Genomic DNA, 22,204 nt, shown 5'->3' with positions numbered 1-22,204 from the left:
TCCGCATTCCTCTGTGTGAGGGTCGAGATCACAATCACCTTGCTCGTCGGATGCGCCTTCAGGATCAGGGGCAGCGCCGCGAGGCCGTCGACTTCGGGCATTTCAAGATCGAGCAGGATGATCTCGGGCTTCGCGCGAGCCGCCGCATCGACGGCCATGCGGCCGTTCGAGGCCGTCGCGACGATCTCGAAGCCACCCGCTTCCGTGAGCCATCGCCCGATCATGCCGCGGATGACGGCACTGTCGTCCACGATCAGCACGCGGGTGAGGCGGCCCGGAGCGGGATTTGTCTGGGATAAGGGAGAGAGAGCCATGATCTCACGCGGAATGCGATGCCGGAAGAACGCCCAGCTCTTGGAATTTCGCCGCGAGAATGTCCCTGTCGAAGGGCTTCATCACATACTCGTCCGCCCCTGCTTGCAGGGCACGCGTAATATGGTCGAGGCTGTTCTCCGTCGTACAGAAGACGACCTTCGGCTTCAAGCCTTCCGGCGTGGCGCGCAGAGCCTTGAGGAAGCTGTAGCCGTCCATGACGGGCATGTTCCAGTCGAGGAGGATCACGTCCGGCATCTCGGCTTCGCAGGCCTTGAGGCCCGCCTCCCCGTTCTCCGCTTCTGAGACGCGGAAGTCGAGGCTCTCAACGATGTCGCGGGACACCTTCCGGATCACCCGGGAATCATCAATGATCAGGCAATAGTTCATGAAAAATCTTTCCAGGCTTCGCCGCCCGGCCGCTTCGGAACAGGTTTGGGCGCTATGAACGGATGTCGGACTTGTCGACGAAGTTGAAATTCTCGACCAGGATCTCCTTGACGATCTCGGCTCCCAGCCGCTTGTTGATCTTCTCCCGGACGCTCGCGATCATGCCGTTGACGTTGTACCGGGAGAGTCTTTTGAAATCGAGCGTCTCGTCGGCATAGACGTGGCGGAAGACCTCGTCCTGGATAAAGGCCTCAGGCGGAACAGAGATCTCGCGCAGGGTCTTGGCATCGGCCGTGAAGACCAGGTTCGCGACCACGTAACCCTGCACGGCGCCCTCGGCGACGATCGGGATGTTCATCGCGGGCAGCTTCTTGTACTGCAGTCCCTCGTAACTGCCCTTCTCCTCTGTGGGAGCCTTTCCGACGGCCCAGGTCACGGCCGCATAGCAGGAAGCCAGCGTAACCGCACATACCCAGAAGCCCGCCATGACGTTCTTCATCATGCGCCGAAGCCCGTCTTGTTCATGTAGACCGAGTACGTGCTGTCGGACTCAGCCTTCTGGATGGCGTTCGAGATAATGCTGGCGACTTCCTGCACGGCCTGCATGTGCCGCTGAAGCATGTCCTGGTTGAGCTCGATCTTGGCCTGGAGCTCCTGCAGCCGCTCCGTCGCCTTCTGGTCAAGGGCGTGAACATCCGTCGTGCGGACCATCCGGCTGATCTCGAGAAGGCACTGGCTCTTGCGCCGGTTGAACTCCTCCAGATTGGACAGGTCTCGTGCCATCAGGGCGGCAGTTTCCTGGTCCAGGGTTTCTTCAAGGCGATCGAGGGACTTCATCAGCATCATGGGGCTTCCTGTTTAGGGCGACGGTCGGCCGCCATCCTCGTCATGTCGTCAGAGTTCAGACCTTGCCTGCAAACGACGGGGGGCCCGGAGGGAGGCGGATGTCGGAGGAATGTCCGGCATCCTGCGCATCGAGAAGCCGCTTCGCGATTCCGATGCCGCCCGCCTTCGAGATCTGCGCGCCAATCTGCTCCGCCATCATGGATTTCCAGATGGAACCCGCATTGCCTTTGCCGTAGGTGTTCTCCGCGTCCTTCGGCAGCATGGATTCGACGAAGGTCTGGAGAATATAGGCCTCGAATTCCCGGTGCGCTTTCTGAGTCCTGGCGGCGCTGGACGATTCGGAATCGTTGCGAAGCGAGTTCCGCAGGGTGTATATGTCGGCGCCGGACGCCATCAGGGGCTGCACCGCCATGGACTTCATGGTATCGTCGAAGCTCGCACCGTCCAAGGCGGATGCGCCGTCGAGAAGCTTCTGGGCCGCAGCCTGGTAGCGCGTAGGGTCGGCCGCTCGGGCGACGTCGTTGATAATATCTGAGGGCGGGCTGATCGCCATCTCGCATCTCTCACATTTCAGACTTGAGACGAGGTTTACCCCGGCTAGCTTACGGGAAGCTTGCGCCCCCGCCTTTTGCAAGCAGCTCGATGATGGAAGCGAGATCCTTCTTCTCGCTTTCCCGGCGTTCCTGCCCCTTGAGGTCCGACAGCATCTTCTCCACCCGCTTCGCCTGCATGGCCTTGTCGATGGCGACGGCTTTCTGCGCCACCTTGGCGTTCTCCACGATGCTCTCCTGCGATGCCAGACCCTGCAGGCGCTTGGCCGCGACATCGACGAAGAGGCCGTGAAGTGTCTCGTGGTCGTTCATCGTCTGGATCAGCGTCTCCTGCGCGAGCTTGAGCTCGGACGCCTTCCGCTCGAGCTGGGCGAGCTTCAGCTCGGCTTGCTTCTGCAGATGCTGCTGCACCTGCAGGATGCGGTCGATTTTCCGGATCCTCTGCTTCATCCGATCTATCCGTCCCGAAGCCAGGTCGAGAAAGCCTCCATGAAGAGAAGCACGTAGTCGGTTGCGGCGAAGTAGATGATCAGCAGCCCTCCGAGCATGACGAAGGGCGTCGCCAGGAAGTAGACCGGAATCTGAGGCGTGAGCTTGTTGGTGAGCCCGACCGCCAGATTGACAACGACGGAATACAGGATGAAGGGGCTGCTGATCCTGAGCGCCAGCACGAAGGCGATGCCGATCTGGTCGACGATCTGCGTCAGCGAGAGGTTCATGCCCAGTCCTTCCCCCACGGGCAGTCGCGAGTAGGAAGCGACAAGGCCCCGGAAGAACTCCCAATGCAGGTCCGACAGGAAGAGAACGGCCGTCGCCACCATCATGATGAAGGTGGTGATCGGCGGAAGCGCCTCCGCCTCGTCGATCGGCGTTCCCGGCATGCCACCGAGGCTCAGGGCCATGGCTACGGCGCTCAACAGGGTCTGCAAGGCGAGAAAGTAGACGCGGCCCAGGAGACCGATCAGGAATCCCGTCAGGAGTTCCTTGCCGATCGACAGGAGAATGGCCGCGGGAACCTGCGACGGGATGCCCGCCCGAACCTTCTCGAGAAGCACCGGCGCCAGCGCCAGGCTGGTGGCCAGGCTGATGAAGAGCCGCACATGCATCGGGATCCGGTTGCTCGAGAAGCCCGGGGCGATCATCAGGCACGCGCCGATCCGGCAGAAGATCAGGAAGACCGCCAGAAGGATCTCGGGCGTGACTTGGCTCACGAGATCGTCCCGAGCGAGTTGACTTCGACGCCGCGGGCGATTTCCAGATGCGACAGGACAGGCAGGGACGAGAACATGCGCTCGATGATCATGCGCACATAGGGCCGGGCATCCGGCGCGGTGACGACGGCGAAGGTCTGGACCTGTCCCATGCGCGTCTTGATGGCATCGGAAGCCTCGGCGCCGAACTGCTCCACGAGACGGGGATCGATGTCGAACTCGACCACATCGCCCTTCGCATCGCGCTTCAGGCTTTGATGGAACGCGATGTCCCACTTGTTGCCGAGCCTCAGCACATTGAGGGCCCCGCCTTCCGCGAGATCGCCGCAGATCTGCTGGGCGATGCGGACACGCACATGTTCCACGAGCTGCTCGGCCCGCCGCGCATGAGGGGCGATCTCGGCGATCGCCTCCAGAATCAGGCTCAGATTGCGGATGGACACCCTCTCGGCCAGCAGGAGCTTCAGGACGGATTGGAGGCCCGAATAGGATATCTGCGAGGGGCAGATATCGTCGAGCAGGCGCTTGTACTCGGAATCGAGGCCGTCCAGGAGATTGCGCACATCCTTGTAGGACAGGAGCTGAGGCAGGTTGTTGCGGATCACCTCGCTCAGATGCGTGAGGAGGACCGATGCTCCATCCACGGCCTGGAAGCCCTGCCGCTTGATCTCGCTCGTGTAGACGTCCGACACCCAAAGGGCCTTCATGCCGAAGGCCGGCTCGCGCACCTCGTCTCCGGGAACATCCGGGACCGGTCCGTCGCCGAGCACGACGAGAAGATCGCCGGGACGGATTTCCTGCGTCGCCACCACGGTTCCGTGGATCTTGATCTGATAGCTTTTCGGCGGGATCATCAGGCTATCGGAGAGCTTCACGTCCGGCAGGACGAACCCGTAATCCTGGGCGAACTTCTTGCGCATCTTGCCGACACGGTGCGCCAAGTCTCCATGGGAAGCCGCAAGGTAGGATGCCAGATGCTTGCCGAGGCACAGCTCGATCTCGGCGAGCTTCAGGGTTTCCTTGACCGACTCTCGCGATTCCAGAAGATTCTTCTGCTGTTCCTGCTCCAGCTTGGCCTTTGCCTTCGCCGCCTCGTCGGCTCTCTGCTTCGGAATCGAATAGGCGATGAAGCTCATGCAGCCGCCGAGAACCAGGAACGGGATCATCGGCAGGCCGGGGACGATGGAAAAGACGAACATCAGGGCGGCGGCCACCATGAGGGCCCGCGGATAGGCGCCGAGCTGCCCAAGCACGGCCTGCTGAGCCTGTCCCCTCGTCCCACCCTTCGAGACGAGAAGGCCTGCGGCCAGCGAGACGACGAGAGCAGGAATCTGGCTGACCAGTCCGTCGCCGACCGAAAGCTGCACGAAAACATCCGCCGCCTTGGACAGGGGCATGCCGTGACGCGTGACGCCGATGACGATGCCGCCGAAGATGTTGACGGCAATCGTGATCAGGCTCGCGACGGCCTCGCCGCGGACGAACTTCGAGGCGCCGTCCATGGATCCGAAGAAGGCGCTTTCCTCCTCAAGTTCCCGGCGCCGCTTCTGAGCTTCCTTCTCGTCGATCAGGCCTGCGGACAGGTCGGCGTCGATGGCCATCTGCTTGCCGGGGATGGCATCCAGCGTGAAGCGGGCGCCGACCTCGGCGATACGGGTCGCGCCCTTGGTGATGACCAGGAAGTTGACCGTGATCAGGATGATGAAGACGACGATGCCGATGACGAAATCGCCGCTCATCACGAACTGAGAGAAGCCGCTGATCACGTGACCCGCGGCATCGACGCCCTTGTGGCCGTCGGATAGAATGAGGCGCGTCGACGCGATGCTCAAGGCGAGTCGCAACAGAGTTGCGATGAGCAGGACGGTGGGAAAGGCCGAGAATTCGAGGGGCTTCTGAATCCAGAGCGCCACCATCAGGATCAGGACGGACAGCGCGACCGAAAAGGCGAGACCCATGTCGATCGCCATCGGTGGAATGGGGAGAAAGAGAATGGCAAGGATGCCGACGACGGCGCCGGCGAATGCCAGATCCCTGCCGCGCCCCTGGGCTGTAACTTCACTTGCTTCCATGTGCCTGCCAGCTCAACGGATGAACGATGAGACTGACACATGAACCATGAAGCTTGCGCGAGGGTCGCCGGTCCGGATTCACGCATCCGGCCGCGGGCTAAAAACCCGTTACGATCTTGCCGTAAACCAGTTCGGTAAAAGCGAAGATTTGCGAACCGACGAAGGAGCCGGTCACGAGGGCCACCACCAGAATGGCGATGATCTTCGGGATGAACGTCAGAGTGACCTCCTGGATCTGCGTCAGGGCCTGAACCAGGGCGATGACGATGCCGATGATCATCGCTGCGGCGACGGCCGGTCCCGCAGCGATGATGACGGTCCAGATGGCTGCCCGTACGAGCTCGAGGGCATCGACTTCGTTCATCGTCAGCTCACGATGACGCCGGGACCCAGAAGGATCTGTTCCCCGCTGGTCAGCTTGGCGACGGCGCCCTCGCTGACGATCGTCACGGACGTAACCTGACCGGAGATCTTGCCGTCAGCCGTCGAGATGGTGCGACCGATGACGCTGTCAGCCTGGGAGAGAGCCGACGAGGCCAGGAGCGCATCCAGCTTGGAATTGCTCTTCACGGTTTGCTCGACCTGGGAGAACGTCGCGAGCTGAGCCATGTAGTCGGTTGACTTCATGGGCTCGGTCGGATCCTGGTTCTTCATCTGCGCCATCAGCAGCTTCAGGAAGTTATCGTAGCTCGCCGTCGAGGTCGCGGCATTCGTGGCGGTCCGCTGCGCCCCGGCGGGGCTGGATACGGAGGAGACATTCATGATGGAACTCCCGAATCAGGCTGCTTGGACGGCGGCTTCCGCCGGCGCGGAGGAGCGAGCCTCGACAGGCTCGAACAGGGTTCGAATGAGCTTGAGAGCCTCGAACGTCCGGTCGGCGGCGACCAGGTCGCCCACCTTGCCCAAGGTCTCCTTCACCGCTTCGTCGGCGGCGACCTGGACCAAGGCTTCATGCAGCTTCCGGAAGGCCCCCATGACCTTGCCGGACTCCTGAGGATTGATCAGGAGGGATTGCACGACAAAATAGAGCTGGCGCATCGGAGTCGTCGCGTCCGCGACCTGGAGCACGTGGCTCTCCAGCAGAAATCGCGCTTCGTTCAGAAGGCTCAACGTCACCTTCTGGCTGACCGTCAGGACGGCGCCGTTGATGAAGATGCGCTCGCCGGCCTTGAGGGAAAATCGCATTTTCGCTTTCACTTCAGTCCCTCCTGGATCATGGCGTTGATATCGATCAACGCAGCCAGATCGTTGTGTTCACCGCAGGCAACGCGGCCCGTCTCCCGCATCACCCAGAAGCCGATCGAGATGAGCTGCGCCTTGAGCTTGTCGGGCAGTTCGTTGTCAGGGTGCACGATATCCTTGACGAGGGACGTCCAAAGCTGCTGGAGGAACTCCAGGGCTTTGCTCATTTCGGGTGACTTGGAAGGCCGACCATCCGCAGCCTTGAGGAGCGCGATCGCCTGCCCGAAGACTTCATACTCCCGCTGCCGACATTCCCTGGGAGCGTCCTCGACGACTTCTGCATACGAAAACCGATACATCACTAGAATCCGAGACTAGAGATAATTGATCAGGCTCAGCTGCTTGAGCTGGGCCGTAAGGGAATAGGATGTTTGGATCTGGGTCGAGAGCTGGTCGACACGGACCTTCGCCTCCGCAGGATCCACAGCCTCCAGCTTGCCGATGCGCTCCTCGAAGATCGACTTCTGCAATTCCATTCTCTCGTTGGCACCTTCGGTCTTCGCTTGCGCCGTTCCGACGCTTGCCTGCACGTCGATGATGCCGCTGATGGCCAAAGACAGGATCTGGGCCGCCTTCGTGATCACGACATCCCGCGTTGCCGCGCTGAGCGACTCGACGCCGAGATCGAAGATCATCGTGTAAGCCATCGCGATCTGCCGCATGGGCGCCGTATTCGCGTTCGTCGATGTCTCGACCTTCTCGGTGGGCGAGATCAGGCTCTGAATGTTCTGGTCGGAGGCATTCGAGAACGCGTTCCAACCCGGTCCTTCGAAGACCTGCCTGAAGGGGCCGTCCAGGAAGGCCTCCATGTCGGCAGGAGAGATCCCGGCAACGAGCGGGTCGCTCTGCGGGAACCCGAAGCCGCCGGATCCCACCGGTGCGGCAAATGCGCTCGCGACCAGATCTTTGAGCGAGGACGGGACGCCGTCTGCATAGCCGTTGGTGGGTGCCGTCGTCGTGTTGATGCCGCCGAACACGAACCGCCCGCCGATCGAAGTGTTGAGGTCCCCGACCAGGCTGCTCAGATAGGCTCCCGCCTGGTTCTTGACCGTTTCGACCGGAGGGTTCATGGGCAAGCCCACCAGCGCATCCCTGAACTTGGTCGCGTTCTCGCGGACGCTGTCCAGGGCGGACGTCGTCGTCTTGAGACGCTGAAGGACCAGGCCGTTGCTGTCGGTCAGCGTGTCGATTTCCGCTCGCTGCTGGCGCAGGGAGAGAGACTCCCCGACCTTATGCCCGAGGGCAAGCCCGACATCCGCGTGCCGCCCCGTCGTCAGTTCTGTGTTGGCTTTGATCAGCCCGCTCTGCAGCTTATCGAGCGTCGACTTGGATGAATTCCAAAGCGACATTGTCGAGACGAAGGTCGTTCTCATGGCTTAGCCTACAACGCTGAGGAGGGTTTTGAGCATTTGGTCGATGACCGACAGCAGTTTTGCCGATGCCGCGTAGGACTTCTCCAGCTGCAGCATCAATGCGGTCTCATCGTCCATATTGACGTCGGTCGCATTCGACAGAGCTTCCGATGCATGGGAAAGAAGCGTCGTCTGATAATCGACGCTCTGGCTGGCGCTCTGGCGTGTGGCCTCGAGCCATCCGCCCGACAGGGACGCGAAGCCCTGCAGGGATGCAGTGGGCCCAAAGCCGAATGCGGGATCAAAAGGACGATCCGCCACCATGGCGGCCGTCAGGCCGGAGAGGCGACCGGCGAAGGCCGCGTTAGCGCTTCCGCTCGGATTGTAGTTGTAGTCGGCACCGTTGATCCCACCGTCGCGGATCGCTTCGAACGTGCCGCCCTTCGTCGGGTCGATGGCATCGTTGACGCGGATCAGCCCGGCCAGACCCGCGGAGGCCGGCATGGTGGGAATGCCCGTGGCGCCGGCGAAGGTGAAGATCCCCGGCATGTCGGGTTTTCCCGCACCGCTCTGATCACTTTCCGCAAAAGCCTGGATCAATCCCCGGGCGAGCTCGTCGAACTGCTTCTGGTAGGTGACGGCGACGTCGTCGCGCACCTGCGCCAGCCCAACGAGATTGCCGGAATTCAACGGCATAAGAGCTCCAGGTCCCGTCACGCGGATCCCGTCGATGAAGACGTCTCCTCCCGCAGTGGCGGGCCCGAAGGCCGTCGTGGGGCTGAAGGTCACGGGCCGCGCGGTCCGCTCGAACAGCGGTACGCCACTGTCCGTGTAGAGCGCGATGTCATTTCCTGCACGCGGCACGACCGTGATCCCGATTTCCTCGGACAGCTGCGCGATAAGGCTGTCGCGCGTGTCCATGGCATCGCTGACGTCGGCTCCGAGGGCGGAGCCGCTCATGACCTGCTGGTTGGCCTTCTCGAACTTCGAAAGAAGATCGTTGATGCGGTCGACCGAGCCGGCCATCGCTTTGTCGGCTTCCAGGCGAACCGACTGGATCGCCGCGGTAGCCCGGTTCAAGGTATCGGCGACGTCGTTCGCGGCCTTGACGAAGGCCCGCGCCAGGGTCGGATTATCCGGTGCGTTGGCATATTGCTGCAAGGCACTGTGCAGGGCACCGACACGGGCAGCAGCGGATTGATCCAGCTCCGTGTCGCCGATCGTCTGGCTGAGCTTCCGCAACCCATCGAGCAGCGCCTTCTGGCTTGCGGTAGCCGAGGTCGTTTCCAGCATCTTCGTTAGGAGCGCTTGGTCGCTGGCCCGGAGGACGGTGACGCGAGCGTAACCGCCAGTAGTGGTGAGGACGCCGATCTTGCGCGAATAGCTCGGATCGGTCGCCCCGGATGTGTTGCGCGACACGACCGCCATCTGCGATTGAGACGCCTGCAACGAGGATCGCGCCGTATTATAGGCTACTGACAGAGACATGGATCATGGACCCTTAACAGAAGGGAGAGCGTTACCGCTTCAGGTTCATCAGAACGTCGAGCAGTTCAGATCCGGTCTGGAAGACCTTGGAGTTCGCCGTGTAGCTGGTCTGCGCCTCGATCATCGCCGTTAGCTCGGTGCCGATATCGACGTTCGATCCCTCCAAGGCGCCGGACGCGATGGATCCGAAGCCCGACATCTCCGGGAAGCCGACCTGGTAACCGCCGGATTGAGCCGTCGTCTCGTAGACGTTGCCGGCCCGAGGGCTCAGATTGTCCGGGCTCGATACGTTGGCGAGCGGGATTCGATAGGCGCCGACGCGCGTGCCGTCCTCATAAACCGCGTACACGGTTCCGTCCGAGGCGAACTCAACGTCTTTGACGGCAGACGGCGCATTGCCGTTCGCCTGACCGGTGACATTGTACTCGCCGGCCAGCTGGGTCATGCCCGCCATATCGAGGGCGAAGGGCTCGCCGCCGGGAATGCCGAAGTTCAGGACGGACGGGCCGGTGATCTGGCCATCCGCATCGAAGGTCAGCGTCATCGTTGTCGTGCCGGTCAAGGGTTCAGCCGGATTGGTGCCGTTTGCGACCGTGATGCTCCACTCGGTCGGGCTGATCTTCGACAATTCGATGTCGATCTTGATCGGATTGCCGACCTTGTCATAGACCTGGAGCGAGGATTGTTTCGTGACGGCGGGAGGCACGGCGACGGGCGCACCATCCGGCAGATTGCCCTTGAAGGTGCCCGCCGTGGACCCGCTGGCCTGCATGGCGAAGGACGACATGTTGACCGGCTCGACTCCGTCGAGGCTGTTTAGGGAGGGGTTCACCGCGCCCGCTCCCAACTTGTATCCCATCAGGGTGAAGCCGTAGGCGTTCACGAGGTTGCCCGTCCGGCCGTCCTTGACGAAATTGCCGGCACGGGTCAGGTAGGGAGATCCGCCCGGATCCGTCACCACGAAGAAGCCGTTGCCGGAGATCGCGAGATCGGACGCAGATGTCGTGTAGGCGATCGGTCCCTGGTCGGCGATCGTATAACGAACGCGGCTCGTGACGGAGCCGGAATTGTAGTTTCCTTCGCTCGACGGCAGGATCAGAGACGAGAACTCGGTTGAGGCGCGCTTATATCCAGTGGTGCTCGAGTTCTGGATGTTCTCAGCGACGGTACCCAACTTGTTCGACTGGGCGTTCATGCCGGAAACGCCACTACGAAGAACGCCATAAAGACTCATCTGAAGCTCCTACGGTTTCAAACTGGACCTAACACCATGACGCTTGTGCGAAGCTGTGTTCCATTCCAGGGATGATGTGAGATGTGAACGACTCTACTGCTTGAGGGCCTGGGCAAGATCCATGAAGGCGTCGCGGCTTGCGGGCATGGACGGATCCTGGCGGAGCGCCTCGTAGATCTTCGGCACGATGACGACCGCCTGATCCAGCTCCTGGTCGTTGCCGGGGTGATAGCCGCCCATCAGCCTGAGATCGCGTGTATCCTCGAACCGAGCGATCATTCCCCGGAGGCGGCGCACCAGCTCCTTCTGGTCCGGCGACCAGACATGATCGGCCAGACGAGAGATCGAGCCCAGGACGTTGATGGCCGGGTATCGCCCCTGGTCGGCGATCGCGCGATCCAGAACGATGTGACCATCGAGGGTTCCGCGGATGTTGTCGGCGACGGGATCATTGTGATCGTCCCCGTCGATGAGAACCGAGAAGATGCCGGTGATCGAGCCCTTCCCCTCCACGCCGGGGCCGGCCCGTTCCAGGAGACGAGGCAGGTCGCTGAAGACGCTGGGCGTGTAGCCGCGTGCCACAGCAGGCTCTCCCGCGGCCAGGGCCACGTCGCGGGCCGCATGGGCATAGCGCGTCACGGAATCAACGATGAGCAGGACCGAATCGCCGCAATCGCGGAAATACTCCGCGATGGACACCGCCGTGCGCGGCGCCTGGCGCCGCATCATCGGGCTCTCGTCTCCGGTCGACACCACCATGACCGATTTGTGCAGGTTCGCGTGGATTGGGCCCTCCAGGAACTCCCGCACCTCGCGGCCGCGCTCTCCCACCAGGGCGACCACGATCGTGTCGAAGCCTTCGCATTTGGCCAGCATGGTCAGAAGCGTCGATTTTCCGACGCCCGAGCCCGCAAAAATTCCGATGCGCTGACCCTGGCAGATGGGCGTGAACAGGTCGATGGCCTTGACGCCCGTTCTCAGGGGCGTCGTGACCCTGGCCCGCATCATGGCGGACGGCGGCTCGGCATCGTTGCGGACCGGATCGTGGCCCGGGATGAGCGGCCCGAGATCATCCAGCGGCTCGCCGAGAGCGTTGATGACCCGCCCTCGCCAGGTCTGGTCCGGCCTCAGGCCCGTATCGCCCACGATGAAGACAGGCGTTCCGATTCCGGCTTCGATGCGTCCGTTGAAAGGTTTTACGGTGACGCCGTTATCGTCGATGCGGACGACCTCTCCGGTCTGCGTCCTTCCCTCGGCGGCGAAACCCACACGATCCCCGAGCTTCACGAATTGCGACAGGCCCGCAACGCGATAATAGCCAGGATTCACTTCGCGGATGGTGCCGCTGATTCGGATCTTCCGTCGTCCGACAGCCTCGGCCAGAACGAACTCTTCAAGTCTCTGGAGCGCGTTCATCGCGGGCATCAGGTGCTGGGACCAAGGGACCGGATGGCATCCATGAAGGTCGATTCGCTCTCCTGGATCGTCGTTGCGGCGCTATCGAAGTTCCGCTGCACCGCGATCATCTTCGTCATTTCCAGGACGGGGTTGACGTTCGATCCTTCGCTGAAGCCCTGTTGGATTCCGTTGGAGTTGAAGTCCTGGACGACCTCACCCGGGATGCTGGACATGACGCCGGAATTTCCGAAGCGGCTGAGCCGGCTGTCGTTGCGCAGATTGAAGAGACCGATCGCTCCGACTTGGCTGGTACCCTGTGTGATGGTTCCATCATGACTGATGTTCGGAGCGCCTCCCATCGGATCGAGCGCGATGGGGGAGCCGCCGGCGTCCAGAACCCGATAGCCCTCGACGGTCAGGAGATCGCCGTTCTCATTCATCTTGAAGCGGCCATCCCGGGTATAGACAGGGCCCCGGGGACCATCGAACGCGAACCAGGCCTCGCCCTGAATGGCGACATCGAGCGGGTTGTCGGTCTTCACGACGGGACCGGTCCGCCGGGACACGTAGTTGTGCCCGGACGACGCGAAGGACACGTTCTCCTTGGCGGCGAGCGAGAGGATTTCCTCGAACTTCACCTCGTCGGCCCGGAAGCCGCCGGTGTTCATGTTGGCAACGTTGTTCGCAATCGTGTTGAGGCGCTTTTCCATGGCCACCTGGGCGGACAATGCGACATAGAGCGAGGATTGCATCGAGGAGCTCCGGCCTTTTCTCTCATGAGGGCGACCCTGGGCCAGCCCTGATGGCGCGGCTTCCATCCGCCGCATGAACCTGGCGAGAGGGGTATCCGAACAGCCTTGCACGAGGCTTGCCCCTTCATTTCCAGCTTCGCGCAAGCCTCCGGGATTAAGACATCCTCAGCAGGTTGGACTTTCGCAAAAGGGACCACAACGTTGGGCGTTTTGATCGGATTGGCAGTCGCCATTGGCTCGCTCGTGAGCGGCTATGTCGCCATGGGCGGTCACTTGGCTGTGATATGGCAGCCTTGGGAATACGTGATCATCTGCGGCATCGCGATCGGCACGTTCATCATCGCAAATCCCATGCCGCTGGTGAAGGACACCGGCCGGGCCGCCCGCGAGGCGATCTCCGGGACCGTTCCGAAGAGGGACCATTACCTTTCGATCCTGGGCCTGCTCTATGCTCTCATGCGGGAATTGAAGAACAAGCCACGCAACGAGGTGGAAGGGCATATCGACCAGCCGGAAGAATCGGAGATCTTCAAGGCCTTCCCGAGTGTGCTGAAGGACAAGGACCTCACCCTCTTCATCTGCGATTACGCGCGCCTGATCATCATCGGCAACGCTCGCCCCCATGAGATCGAAGCTCTCATGGAAGAAGAGATCGCGACCCTCAAGCGCGACCGCACGAAACCCTATTACTCCATCAACACCGTGTCCGAAGCCCTTCCGGCCCTGGGCATCGTGGCGGCCGTCCTCGGCATCGTGAAGGCTCTCGGCGCCATCGATCAATCACCCACCATCCTGGGTGGCCTGATCGCCTCGGCGCTCGTCGGAACCTTCGGCGGCATCTTCATCTCTTATGCATTCCTGTCGCCGCTCGCGAACAAGGTGAAGGCCACCCGAGAAAAGCAGACCCGCGTCTATGTCATCGTCAAGCAGGCGCTCATCGCCTACATGAACGGCGCCCTTCCCCAGATCGCCGTGGAGCATGGCCGAAAGGGCATCTCCGTGGATTACCGTCCGACCATCGATGAAGTCGAGGCCGCTACCACCACAGGCGGCCGCACCGAAGACCTGAAAGAGGCCGCGTGATGATGAGCGGGTCACAAAGCGCCACCGATATCCGCGACATGCTGCTGGACGCGGCAGGCCTTTCCCTCGACCGCCTGCCGATGCTCCACGTGATCTTCGACCGCATGTCGACGAGCTGCGCCGAGCATCTGCGCCACATGGCGGCCTCGCCGATGTACTACTCGCTGAGCGGCCTCGAAAGCGGCCGCATCACCGAAATCCTGGAGATGTACGAGGCGAACGCGGTCGCGGGCATTTTCCACGCGCCGGAATGGGACAGCCATATCCTGATCGGGTTCGACCGCGACTTCATCTACACGATGGTGGAGGTCCTCTTCGGGTCCGACGGCTCGGAACCGCCGGTTGAGGAAGCCCGGGGCTTCTCGAACATCGAACTCAAGATGGCGCAGACCCTCTTCGAGCAGGTCGCGAAGGCCCTGCAGGCCTCGTTCTCGCCGATCGTCGACACGAAATTCAAGCTCGAGCGCATCGAGACCCGCATGGACTTCGCGGTGATCGGACGGCGGAACAATCAGGCGGTCGCGGCGAAATTCCTACTCCAGGCGCTCAATCGCGGTGGCGAAATGTTCGTCATCATCCCGCAATCGGTCCTCAACCCGATGCGGAAAGCACTCTCGCAGGTGGTCACCGGCGAATCGTCCGGTCGCGACCCGCGTTGGATGAAGCAGATCGCCACCGAGGTGAAGAAGACCGAGGTGACGCTCAAGGCCGTTCTCGAAGAGCGCTTCCTCTCGCTCGGCGAGATTGCCGACCTGAAGATCGGCGACGTGATCGAACTACAGGCGACGCCGCGCAGCCGCGTCAAGCTTGAAAGCAATCAGCAGGGCCTCTTCTGGTGCCATATCGGGCAGTCGGAAGGGTCTTACGTTCTCAAAGTCGATGAACTCATCGATCAGGAAAAAGAGTTTCTCGATGACGTCCTCCCTCGCTAACGCCATTCTCTTCCTTGCGCTCGTCACGACCAGCGTCATGGTCGCGGTGATGTACCGCAAGCTCAAGAAGCTCGACCGGTATCACACCGAGTATCAGCAGATCTTCGACAAGACGGGCTCCGCACTTCTGGCCGCTCAGAACGCGGTGACGAAGTTCGGCACGGAAGGCAAGGAGACCCTCGTCCTTCTGGGCCAGCGCATCGAAGAGGCGCAGGCCGCTTCCGAGCGCCTCGAAACCCTCATTCGGGACGCAAACCAGCATTCGCAGCCGCGCTCCGGCATTATCCACTCATAAGGTCCGTTCCCATGACGAATCCCTTCGAACCCAAGCAAGACAAGGCCGTATGGCAGCAGGAGAACGCCTTCGAGGGTGCAGGCCTGCACGACGATAGGCTCGGAAGCGGGAAGAACCTCGACTCGATCCTACGCATTCCCGTGACGATCCAGGTTGTCCTCGGTTCAGCCACCATGCCCGTCGCCAACCTGATGAAGCTCGGGCGCGGCGCAATCGTTCCCCTCGACCATCGGGTCGGCGAGCCGGTCGACGTGGTCGTGAATGGACGCATCATCGCCCGGGGCGAGGTCGTGGTCGTCGAAGACGACAACTCCCGATTCGGCATCTCGCTGACCGAGATTGTCGGTCCGCCCACCAACGATCTCAACGGCTAAATCGGCTCCTCGGCATGGTCGCTCACGTTCCCATGAAGGCGAATGGCACGAAGGTCCTCAAAGGGCCCGAACGCGTCGCAACCCTCCTTTTCGCCATGGGGAAACCTGCCGCGAGCAGGATCCTCAAGCACTTCAGCGAAGAGGAAATTCGTCTCGTCACGAAATCCGCCGCGCAGCTCGGGCCCGTCTCACCGACGCAAATCGAGCAGCTGGTCGAGGAGTTCGCCTCGAACTTCTCCGACGGGGCGGACCTGATCGGCGGCGCGGCCCATATCGAGAAACTGCTGACCGGGATCCTGAGCCCGGAACAGATCTCCAGCATCATGAGCGAGGTCGTCGGCAATGCGAACAGGAGCATCTGGGAGCGCATTTCGACCGTCAGCGAAGGCGCGATCGCATCCTACCTCATGAAGGAGCATCCGCAGACGGCGGCGCTCATCCTGTCGAAAGTCAAGCCGTCCTGCGCCGCGAAGGTCATGACGCAGCTGCCGCAGCCGCTGCGGAACAACCTTATGCGCCGCATGCTGAGCATGAAGCCCATCGTCGACGAGACGATGAAGAACATCGAGAAGACGCTGCACGACGACTTCATGGCGAACTTCTCGAAGAACGCGGGCTCGGACACGCACGCGAAGATCGCCGACATCATCAACAAGATGGAGCGGGATCACATGGAGGACGTACTGACGAACCTTTCGTCCGTGCGCCCGAAATCGGCCGAGATCCTCAGGGGTCTGCTCTTCACCTTCGACGACATCGTGAAGCTCACGCCGAAGGACCGCACGACCCTCTTCGATCAGGTCCCGCCGGATCGCGTGGTCCTGGCCCTGAAGGGCACCAACGACGATTTCCGCAAAGTGGTCCTGTCGGCCCTTTCTTCGCGCGTCCGCCGCATGATCGAGCACGAGCTCAACAGCAAGGAGCCGTCGGCCCATCGCGACATCGCCGAGGCCAGACGCACTATCACGGATCTCGCACTGGAGATGGCCGGCCGGGGAGAGATCGTCATCAACTCGGAGAACGAGGAAGAGGCGTACTTCTAGTGCATCGCGCGTGACGGATCGAAGCCTAGCCCAGATGCGTAACCCGCTCTCGGCTCCGATGCTCTAGCAGCCGAATCTCGGATCATGTCTGATACGGACGACAAGGACAGTAAAACAGAAGCGCCTTCCGACAAGAAGGTCAGGGACGCCATCGAGAAGGGGAATATCCCCTTCTCGAGAGAAGCGCCTCTGTTCGCTTCCATCGTGGGTATCCTGATCGTCCTGGCCTTCGCCGCGCGCGGCACGACCAAGACCCTGACGGAAAAGCTCTCGCTCTTCGTCAACAGACCGCAGGATTTCCGGCTCGATTCCGGCTCGGATGCTATCGCTCTGATCCACGCCGTCGCACTCGAAGCTGGTCAGTTCCTGATCCCGTCGATCATCATTCTAGCGGCTTGCAGCCTTGCGGCGTCGATCCTGCAGAATGTGCCGTCCCTGGTCACGGAGCGGATCAGGCCGCAATGGAACAGAATTTCACCCGTAAGCGGCTGGAAGCGTATCTTCGGTCGCCAGGGTTTGGTGGAATTTTCGAAGTCGTTGTTCAAGTTCGCAACGATGACGCTCGTCAGCATGCTGCTTCTCAAATCGGAGCAATACAAGGTTCTGAATGCCATGTTCACCGATCCTTCCCTCCTTCCGGAGCTGATGCTGACCATGGCCATGCGGCTTGTATCCGCCATTGCCATTGCGACGATCGTCCTTGTCGCGGCGGACCTGCTTTGGGCTCGCTTCAAATGGCACAGCGACCTGAAGATGACGAAGCAGGAGGTCAAGGAAGAGTACAAGCAGATGGAGGGCGATCCGATGGTCAAGGCGCGGATGCGCTCCCTGGCCCAGGATCGAAGCCGCAAGCGCATGCTCGCCGCCGTGCCCAAGGCGACCTTCGTGATCGCCAACCCGACCCACTTCGCCATCGCCATGCGCTACGAACGCAGCGAGGCCAGCGCTCCGATCGTCGTTGCCAAGGGCAAGGACCTCATCGCCCTGAAGATCCGTGAGATCGCTGAGAAGAATGGCGTTCCCGTGATCGAAGACAAGCCTCTCGCAAGGTCCATGTACGATCATGTCGAAGTCGACCGAATGATTCCTCCCGACTTCTACAAAGCAGTCGCCCAGATCCTGTTCTACATCCTCACGAGGTCTAAATGAGAAGCCTTCGAGCCGTCGAAGCCGCTGCTCCGTTGAGAGAGCATTGGGATATTCAAGCGTTCGAGGAGGTCCTGGCCTGCAACCTCAAAGATGTCATTGCCGATTTCTGCCTCACGGATCCTGAGATCATCCGCTTCTATGCCGACAACCAGCTGCATGGAAACATGGACGAGATGGTGACGGCATCGGCAGAGCTCTACTTCAAGGGCAGGACGTTGTCATACGGCTATGTCTCCCATGTGAACTCCAGTCGGGAGGAAGCATCCTGCATCGTCCTTGAGATGGAGTTCAATCACGACTCCGTCACGGTCTTCTTCCAGCTCATTTTCGGCAACTACTACATCGGCGTCAAAATCAGCGAAGTTCTCCTGGAGACCGCTCTCCGCAAGACGGATTTCAATCCGATGTTTTTCGGAAGGATCCTCTCGTCCGCTCGTTTGAAACCGCTCCCGGCCCGGTTCAAGTCGCCCTATTGCCCTGCCGGCACAATGCGCCATTGAGTATCGGAGACCGCAATCCGATGCTGCACAAATGCTTCAAGGCGGCGGGCCTGCTGACGATGACGGCCGCGATCTCGGCCTGCAGCTCGACCGATCCGTCTTATAGCCAGGGACCGTGGAAGCAGGGATATGCCCGCAGGGCCTACCCGGAATACGCCGCGCCCTGGGGACGGCAGCTTCCTGGACCCGTTCCATATGTGCTCGCTCAACCCGCAGCTCTTCCAACGGAGAGCGTCGAAATTCCCGTTACGCTGCCTGCAAGGCGACGCGACGTTCGCCTCGAAGCGGATCCGGGTCCCCTGCCCTCGTCGACTGACATCGCGTCCTTGGCTCCTCCTGAGCCACTTCCCCCGATGGTTACGGCTCCGATTGCTCCGGCCCAGCCGCCCCTGGCGACAGGTCCTTCCGGCACCGAGCCCCCACCGAGTCCTCCGGGGGTTTTCACGGCGCCCCAACGTGCCACCTCCTATGCCGGAACCTGGAATGCCAGCACCGGCGCATCCTCGTGCAAGGTTCAGCTCACCAGCGTGCCTTCGCTGGACGTCTACAAGGCCGCGACGCAGGGATGCAAGGATGAGGCCGTGCGCAGCGTGAATGGGTGGAGCTTCCGCGAGAATCAGGTCATCCTCTTCTCGCGAGGAACCGTTGTCGGTCGTTTGTCAGGCCAGGAAGCAGCGCTCGCCGGAACTCTGAGCGGCTCCGGGTCCGAAATCAGAATGTCGCGATAACGGATTGCCCGGATGGCGGCTCAACCATCCGAGGCGGTCTGCCCGCTGCTCAGGCCCGGTGCGTCCGCGCAGAAGGTCCTGGCTCCCGGCGTCCACTGGCCGAATCCGGTTGCGACCATGTTGGCGATCACACGGCAGACATATCGCTTCTGGGCCGGATCGTTGTTCGGGCCGGCGTGATAGCGCGCCACCGCCATCGTCCAGGTCTCGTGACGCGTCTTGAGCTCTCGGAGAAAGCGGGCTGCATATTCCACGTTCGTGCGCGGGTCGAGCATGCTCGCCAGGGACGGGAAGTTCTCACGATGATAGAGATGGTTGATCTGCATGCAGCCCAGATCGATGAGCTTCGCGCCGCCGCGCCTCGCCTCTTCGAAGCGCTGCATCGCTTCGGCGGCACTGTTCGAGAATACGGCCTTGCCTTCGACATTCATCGCATAGGGCTGCAAGCTGCCGCGCCGTCCCGTCTCGGTCAGTCCAACCGAGTAGAGCATACCGATCGGCACGCCGTATTTCGACGAGGCGCGCATCATCTCCCTTTCGCACAGGCCGGATGGCGATTGTGCGAAAGCTGGCGTGACCATCAAGGCGCTAGAGATAAACCCCGCCAGTGCGGCCGCCGCCAGGAGCCGGACCTTCGCTCCGATCGGGACGGATCTCCCGTCCACCGTTGCCGGGGCGGTCGCCCTGATGGCGTGAAGAGTTGCCCTGGCCCGCGGCCGCGCCCTGATCGAAGGACTGGCCTCCCGTGCTTCCCTGTTGCGGACGGTGGAACATTGAGCGGTCATGTGAGGCAGATTCGGCAGATTGGATGTTGATGGTGTCGGGGCGATAGCCCGACACGCGAAGAAGGCTCGACAGCTTGTCCGCGTCATTTCGCAGAAGTTCGGCCGTTTCCTCGTGCTGAGCCTGGATTTCCATTTCGATGCTGTCGCCGGAAAGCCGCATTCTGATCGTTACGAGGCCGAGTTCCGCCGGCTTCAGCTGGAGATCCAGGACTCTCAGAACCCCGGCTGAGGCTCTTGCCGTGGCGACCCGGTTCAAGCCATCATGCTGGAAGGAGGGGTGCTGAGGCTCGGTGATCCCCTTGGCATCCTCGACAATTGATCTTGCAAGATGCTGAAGCGTAGAGGATGGAAGAGAAGCCGGTTCGTTTTTTGCCCCGTTGATCGGCGCCTGTTTCTGGACTTCCGCGCGATCGATCATGCGATCCTGGACTGGATTTCTGACGGCTCCGCGCTCTTCGCTGTTCGCTGCTGCTTCCGCATCGGCGTCAAGCGCGATCGATGCATGAAGAGCCTCATCGGTATTGTCGGGCTGCAGGCCCTTCATGCCAGCGTTCTTCGGCTTCTCCTGAAGCAGGTTCACAGGAGTCGTGCCGGCCCCCTCCGTTGGAAAGGGCGCCCCCGAATCCGTTGGAGCACTGCTCAGGCCTTCGATGATGGGCTTGAAGTGAGCTTCCTGGTTTTGAACCGATACGGCGAGCTTCGATCCCAAGCCCGCATTCGCAGGACTCAGGCTTTCCAGGTCCTGTTGAGTCGTGGGCAGGGAAAGTGACGCGAAGGATGCGCCGGAACGGCCTGACTCAGCGTGGTTGCCGTTGTAGGTTCGCGCCAGGATGCGGGGAAGAAGATTCTCGATGATCGCAAAGGCGGAGCTTCCGGCCTCAGGGGCCGATCGCTCTTCGGAACCGTCTTGCTGCGGCACCTCGGGAAGAAGATCCTGCAGCGGATCGGCATCGGATTCTCCCGCTGTCGCGAGAATCCTGTCTCCTTCAGCGCCCAGCAGAGCCGTTTCGAGCTGGGATCGTCCTACCCCCTCTCTTGGCTGCTTTCCGGAGAACCCATCCAGGAGAGAACCGAAATCGGATGTCGCAGCCTGTCCATTGCTGCCCTGAATGTCCGAATTCGACGACGGGTTGCGCGACGGAGCGTCCACAAGCCTCGGTGTTGTCTGTGACAGAAGGTCTAATCGGCTCATCGGCTTGCTAACGCCTAGTTCTTGATCAACTTGTCGACGCGGCTGAGGGCGTCCCGGGCCTTGGATAGGGCCTGAAGCTGTTCCAGCCCTTGCGCAGGGGCGGGAGCATCCGCAGGCCCCTCCGAGGCGACTTTCGTCAATTCCGGTTTCGCGGAACTGGCCGGCCGGGATTGAAGCTCAGGCACTCTGCGAATTTGATCCGCCATCGCGAGAGCGGAATCCAGAAGACTCAGGTCGTTCGCTGCAAGATTTAACCTGTCGATGCTGCGCAGGTCGTTGACGGCGCCGTCAATGGATTGCGGCGAGGTGATCAGCGAGGCTGCGCGATAAAGCTTTGCTCTTGCTCCGCTTGCCGGATCCGATCCGGCCAGCTCCCCGGCCTTGGCGGCCAGAAGCTGGGCGGATTTGGTAAAGCCCTGCTCGATCGACGCGCGCGACGCCAGGAGATACAGATCGCGCCTAGCCTCGGGTTCGAGTTCCGACATCATTGCCACGAGGCCGTCGAAGCGTGACGCCTCCTTGCCGAAATCGATCCGTGTCAGAGCAGCGGCCAGGCGCTGGCGGAAGTTGCCGGCATAGATCGAGTGGCGATAGCGACGCAGATAGTCTGTGGCAAGCGACTGGAACTTCTCCATCCTGTCGGTCTGACTGGCTACGAAGACCTGTCTGCGTAGGGCTGCCTCTTCGAGGAGGGTTCCGGGCGCCTGGAGCCGAACGAAATCCAGCAAGTCGTCGGATTTCGCCGCGTTCTTGCGCACGACGAGGGCCGATTGCGCCAATGCCAGTTGCGCTCCCAGCATGGGAGGAAGGGAGCGGGGATCCACGGATGCGAGCACACTCTGCGCCGCGTCCTCCCGACCCTCGACATAGGCGAGTGCACCTTCAACCAATGGACGGTCGCTCTCCACAACCACGGACGAGCCGAGTTCCAGAAGCTTCCTCAGGATGGCTGGGTTTCCGCCACTGAGGACGAAGGACACGGCCGCCTGCACGTTCTTGCTCGTCTGCCAGGTCTCGGGCTCCAGGTTCATGAACCTGTCATCCAGGATGCCCAGCAGGCCACGCTGCGCGACGTGAGCCTCCGTCGAGCCGACTGCGATCTGGTCCTGCATCAGGTGCAACGTTCTCACGAGCTGCACGGGGCTGGGAACTCCGACGGCCTCGACTTTCTGCTCCGCAGGGACGTCCGACGAGCCCGCGTTCTCCGCCGTGGCGGCACCCGCTCCAAGGAACACGGCCATAGCGATGAGTGGGAATGAACGACCTTTCATCGTG

The 22,204-nt window shown here is 61.6% G+C and carries 28 protein-coding genes; 8 read left to right on the top strand and 20 right to left on the bottom strand.

Annotated elements, in window-relative coordinates:
• The 17 genes from OC446_RS01850 to flgF form a co-directional block, all read right to left on the bottom strand.
• The coding region (locus OC446_RS01850; RefSeq protein WP_262027333.1) for a response regulator at positions 1–314 on the bottom strand (314 nt) is incomplete at its 3' end.
• Between the two features lie 4 nt (positions 315–318).
• Positions 319–702, bottom strand: a complete 384-nt coding sequence (locus tag OC446_RS01845; RefSeq protein WP_262027332.1) for a PleD family two-component system response regulator — start codon at positions 700–702, stop codon at positions 319–321.
• 52 nt (positions 703–754) lie between these two features.
• Entirely contained in the window at positions 755–1,204 is a 450-nt protein-coding gene (locus OC446_RS01840) for a hypothetical protein (protein WP_262027331.1), read from the bottom strand.
• Positions 1,201–1,548 (bottom strand): flagellar protein FlgN, encoded by a 348-nt coding sequence (locus OC446_RS01835; protein ID WP_262027330.1) that lies wholly within the window; start codon positions 1,546–1,548, stop codon positions 1,201–1,203. The genes OC446_RS01840 and OC446_RS01835 overlap by 4 nt, the downstream gene beginning before the upstream one ends.
• Positions 1,549–1,603: 55 nt before the next feature.
• On the bottom strand, positions 1,604–2,101 hold the full coding sequence (locus tag OC446_RS01830; protein ID WP_262027329.1) for a rod-binding protein: 498 nt from the start codon (positions 2,099–2,101) through the stop codon (positions 1,604–1,606).
• Between the two features lie 49 nt (positions 2,102–2,150).
• Positions 2,151–2,549 carry a hypothetical protein gene (locus OC446_RS01825; RefSeq protein ID WP_262027328.1) on the bottom strand — a complete coding sequence of 133 codons (399 nt, stop codon included), beginning with the start codon at positions 2,547–2,549 and terminating at the stop codon, positions 2,151–2,153.
• Positions 2,550–2,554: 5 nt separating this feature from the next.
• Positions 2,555–3,310, bottom strand: coding sequence for a flagellar biosynthesis protein FliR (gene fliR / locus OC446_RS01820; RefSeq protein ID WP_262027327.1), 756 nt, complete (start codon positions 3,308–3,310; stop codon positions 2,555–2,557).
• Positions 3,307–5,382, bottom strand: a complete 2,076-nt coding sequence (gene flhA, locus OC446_RS01815) for a flagellar biosynthesis protein FlhA (RefSeq protein WP_262027326.1) — start codon at positions 5,380–5,382, stop codon at positions 3,307–3,309. Before flhA ends, fliR begins: the two co-directional genes overlap by 4 nt.
• A gap of 97 nt (positions 5,383–5,479) precedes the next feature.
• On the bottom strand, positions 5,480–5,746 hold the full coding sequence (locus OC446_RS01810) for a flagellar biosynthetic protein FliQ (RefSeq protein WP_009493088.1): 267 nt from the start codon (positions 5,744–5,746) through the stop codon (positions 5,480–5,482).
• A 2-nt stretch (positions 5,747–5,748) separates the two neighbouring features.
• A complete protein-coding gene (gene flgD / locus OC446_RS01805; protein WP_262027325.1) occupies positions 5,749–6,144 on the bottom strand; it encodes a flagellar hook assembly protein FlgD in 396 nt (131 codons plus the stop codon).
• 15 nt (positions 6,145–6,159) lie between these two features.
• A complete protein-coding gene (flbT, locus tag OC446_RS01800) occupies positions 6,160–6,579 on the bottom strand; it encodes a flagellar biosynthesis repressor FlbT (RefSeq protein WP_262027324.1) in 420 nt (139 codons plus the stop codon).
• Complete coding sequence (flaF, locus tag OC446_RS01795) at positions 6,576–6,923, bottom strand: flagellar biosynthesis regulator FlaF (protein ID WP_262027323.1); 348 nt, start codon at positions 6,921–6,923, stop codon at positions 6,576–6,578. The genes flbT and flaF overlap by 4 nt, the downstream gene beginning before the upstream one ends.
• A 15-nt stretch (positions 6,924–6,938) precedes the next feature.
• Entirely contained in the window at positions 6,939–7,997 is a 1,059-nt protein-coding gene (locus OC446_RS01790; RefSeq protein ID WP_262027322.1) for a flagellar hook-associated family protein, read from the bottom strand.
• 3 nt (positions 7,998–8,000) lie between these two features.
• Positions 8,001–9,464, bottom strand: coding sequence for a flagellar hook-associated protein FlgK (flgK, locus tag OC446_RS01785; RefSeq protein ID WP_262027321.1), 1,464 nt, complete (start codon positions 9,462–9,464; stop codon positions 8,001–8,003).
• Positions 9,465–9,495: 31 nt separating this feature from the next.
• On the bottom strand, positions 9,496–10,698 hold the full coding sequence (locus tag OC446_RS01780; RefSeq protein ID WP_262027320.1) for a flagellar hook protein FlgE: 1,203 nt from the start codon (positions 10,696–10,698) through the stop codon (positions 9,496–9,498).
• Positions 10,699–10,791: 93 nt separating this feature from the next.
• A complete protein-coding gene (fliI, locus tag OC446_RS01775; RefSeq protein ID WP_262027438.1) occupies positions 10,792–12,114 on the bottom strand; it encodes a flagellar protein export ATPase FliI in 1,323 nt (440 codons plus the stop codon).
• 8 nt (positions 12,115–12,122) lie between these two features.
• Positions 12,123–12,848, bottom strand: a complete 726-nt coding sequence (gene flgF, locus OC446_RS01770; protein WP_262027319.1) for a flagellar basal-body rod protein FlgF — start codon at positions 12,846–12,848, stop codon at positions 12,123–12,125.
• 201 nt (positions 12,849–13,049) lie between these two features.
• On the opposite strand from flgF, the gene motA reads away from it, so the two are divergent.
• From motA to OC446_RS01730, 8 genes are all read left to right on the top strand, one after another.
• Positions 13,050–13,931, top strand: coding sequence for a flagellar motor stator protein MotA (gene motA, locus OC446_RS01765; protein WP_262027318.1), 882 nt, complete (start codon positions 13,050–13,052; stop codon positions 13,929–13,931).
• A complete protein-coding gene (locus OC446_RS01760) occupies positions 13,931–14,863 on the top strand; it encodes a flagellar motor switch protein FliM (RefSeq protein ID WP_009493098.1) in 933 nt (310 codons plus the stop codon). Before motA ends, OC446_RS01760 begins: the two co-directional genes overlap by 1 nt.
• The gene (locus OC446_RS01755) at positions 14,844–15,158 is read left to right on the top strand and encodes a hypothetical protein (protein ID WP_262027317.1); all 315 of its coding nucleotides are present in this window, start codon (positions 14,844–14,846) and stop codon (positions 15,156–15,158) included. The genes OC446_RS01760 and OC446_RS01755 overlap by 20 nt, the downstream gene beginning before the upstream one ends.
• 11 nt (positions 15,159–15,169) lie before the next feature.
• The gene (gene fliN, locus OC446_RS01750; RefSeq protein ID WP_262027316.1) at positions 15,170–15,532 is read left to right on the top strand and encodes a flagellar motor switch protein FliN; all 363 of its coding nucleotides are present in this window, start codon (positions 15,170–15,172) and stop codon (positions 15,530–15,532) included.
• 14 nt (positions 15,533–15,546) lie between these two features.
• On the top strand, positions 15,547–16,575 hold the full coding sequence (locus tag OC446_RS01745) for a flagellar motor switch protein FliG (RefSeq protein ID WP_154661250.1): 1,029 nt from the start codon (positions 15,547–15,549) through the stop codon (positions 16,573–16,575).
• Between the two features lie 84 nt (positions 16,576–16,659).
• Positions 16,660–17,724: a flagellar biosynthesis protein FlhB gene (flhB, locus tag OC446_RS01740; protein ID WP_262027315.1), complete on the top strand. Its 1,065-nt coding sequence runs from the start codon at positions 16,660–16,662 to the stop codon at positions 17,722–17,724.
• Complete coding sequence (locus OC446_RS01735) at positions 17,721–18,224, top strand: hypothetical protein (RefSeq protein WP_262027314.1); 504 nt, start codon at positions 17,721–17,723, stop codon at positions 18,222–18,224. Before flhB ends, OC446_RS01735 begins: the two co-directional genes overlap by 4 nt.
• Before the next feature lie 20 nt (positions 18,225–18,244).
• Complete coding sequence (locus tag OC446_RS01730) at positions 18,245–18,952, top strand: AprI/Inh family metalloprotease inhibitor (RefSeq protein ID WP_262027313.1); 708 nt, start codon at positions 18,245–18,247, stop codon at positions 18,950–18,952.
• 20 nt (positions 18,953–18,972) lie between these two features.
• Here OC446_RS01730 and OC446_RS01725 read toward each other — a convergent pair whose 3' ends face one another.
• From OC446_RS01725 to OC446_RS01715, 3 genes are all read right to left on the bottom strand, one after another.
• On the bottom strand, positions 18,973–19,479 hold the full coding sequence (locus tag OC446_RS01725; protein WP_315986476.1) for a transglycosylase SLT domain-containing protein: 507 nt from the start codon (positions 19,477–19,479) through the stop codon (positions 18,973–18,975).
• Between the two features lie 61 nt (positions 19,480–19,540).
• Positions 19,541–20,656 (bottom strand): flagellar hook-length control protein FliK, encoded by a 1,116-nt coding sequence (locus OC446_RS01720; RefSeq protein WP_262027311.1) that lies wholly within the window; start codon positions 20,654–20,656, stop codon positions 19,541–19,543.
• Positions 20,657–20,943: 287 nt separating this feature from the next.
• Positions 20,944–22,200: a chemotaxis protein MotC gene (locus OC446_RS01715; RefSeq protein ID WP_262027310.1), complete on the bottom strand. Its 1,257-nt coding sequence runs from the start codon at positions 22,198–22,200 to the stop codon at positions 20,944–20,946.
• Positions 22,201–22,204: the final 4 nt, after the last annotated feature.

The sequence above is a fragment of the Microvirga sp. Mcv34 genome (assembly GCF_024519725.1).
Lineage (GTDB): Bacteria > Pseudomonadota > Alphaproteobacteria > Rhizobiales > Beijerinckiaceae > Microvirga.
This window is presented reverse-complemented; position numbering and strand designations above follow the sequence as displayed.

What these genes read in the sequence shown, in the direction of transcription:
- OC446_RS01845 (WP_262027332.1), bottom strand. Translation starts at nt 702, where the DNA reads ATGAACTATTGCCTGATCATTGATGATTCCCGGGTGATCCGGAAGGTG.
- OC446_RS01840 (WP_262027331.1), bottom strand. Translation starts at nt 1,204, where the DNA reads ATGATGAAGAACGTCATGGCGGGCTTCTGGGTATGTGCGGTTACGCTG.
- OC446_RS01835 (WP_262027330.1), bottom strand. Translation starts at nt 1,548, where the DNA reads ATGATGCTGATGAAGTCCCTCGATCGCCTTGAAGAAACCCTGGACCAG.
- OC446_RS01830 (WP_262027329.1), bottom strand. Translation starts at nt 2,101, where the DNA reads ATGGCGATCAGCCCGCCCTCAGATATTATCAACGACGTCGCCCGAGCG.
- OC446_RS01825 (WP_262027328.1), bottom strand. Translation starts at nt 2,549, where the DNA reads ATGAAGCAGAGGATCCGGAAAATCGACCGCATCCTGCAGGTGCAGCAG.
- flhA (WP_262027326.1), bottom strand. Translation starts at nt 5,382, where the DNA reads ATGGAAGCAAGTGAAGTTACAGCCCAGGGGCGCGGCAGGGATCTGGCA.
- OC446_RS01810 (WP_009493088.1), bottom strand. Translation starts at nt 5,746, where the DNA reads ATGAACGAAGTCGATGCCCTCGAGCTCGTACGGGCAGCCATCTGGACC.
- flgD (WP_262027325.1), bottom strand. Translation starts at nt 6,144, where the DNA reads ATGAATGTCTCCTCCGTATCCAGCCCCGCCGGGGCGCAGCGGACCGCC.
- flaF (WP_262027323.1), bottom strand. Translation starts at nt 6,923, where the DNA reads ATGTATCGGTTTTCGTATGCAGAAGTCGTCGAGGACGCTCCCAGGGAA.
- OC446_RS01790 (WP_262027322.1), bottom strand. Translation starts at nt 7,997, where the DNA reads ATGAGAACGACCTTCGTCTCGACAATGTCGCTTTGGAATTCATCCAAG.
- flgK (WP_262027321.1), bottom strand. Translation starts at nt 9,464, where the DNA reads ATGTCTCTGTCAGTAGCCTATAATACGGCGCGATCCTCGTTGCAGGCG.
- OC446_RS01780 (WP_262027320.1), bottom strand. Translation starts at nt 10,698, where the DNA reads ATGAGTCTTTATGGCGTTCTTCGTAGTGGCGTTTCCGGCATGAACGCC.
- fliI (WP_262027438.1), bottom strand. Translation starts at nt 12,114, where the DNA reads ATGAACGCGCTCCAGAGACTTGAAGAGTTCGTTCTGGCCGAGGCTGTC.
- flgF (WP_262027319.1), bottom strand. Translation starts at nt 12,848, where the DNA reads ATGCAATCCTCGCTCTATGTCGCATTGTCCGCCCAGGTGGCCATGGAA.
- OC446_RS01760 (WP_009493098.1), top strand. Translation starts at nt 13,931, where the DNA reads ATGATGAGCGGGTCACAAAGCGCCACCGATATCCGCGACATGCTGCTG.
- OC446_RS01755 (WP_262027317.1), top strand. Translation starts at nt 14,844, where the DNA reads ATGACGTCCTCCCTCGCTAACGCCATTCTCTTCCTTGCGCTCGTCACG.
- fliN (WP_262027316.1), top strand. Translation starts at nt 15,170, where the DNA reads ATGACGAATCCCTTCGAACCCAAGCAAGACAAGGCCGTATGGCAGCAG.
- OC446_RS01745 (WP_154661250.1), top strand. Translation starts at nt 15,547, where the DNA reads ATGGTCGCTCACGTTCCCATGAAGGCGAATGGCACGAAGGTCCTCAAA.
- flhB (WP_262027315.1), top strand. Translation starts at nt 16,660, where the DNA reads ATGTCTGATACGGACGACAAGGACAGTAAAACAGAAGCGCCTTCCGAC.
- OC446_RS01735 (WP_262027314.1), top strand. Translation starts at nt 17,721, where the DNA reads ATGAGAAGCCTTCGAGCCGTCGAAGCCGCTGCTCCGTTGAGAGAGCAT.
- OC446_RS01730 (WP_262027313.1), top strand. Translation starts at nt 18,245, where the DNA reads ATGCTGCACAAATGCTTCAAGGCGGCGGGCCTGCTGACGATGACGGCC.
- OC446_RS01725 (WP_315986476.1), bottom strand. Translation starts at nt 19,479, where the DNA reads ATGCGCGCCTCGTCGAAATACGGCGTGCCGATCGGTATGCTCTACTCG.
- OC446_RS01715 (WP_262027310.1), bottom strand. Translation starts at nt 22,200, where the DNA reads ATGAAAGGTCGTTCATTCCCACTCATCGCTATGGCCGTGTTCCTTGGA.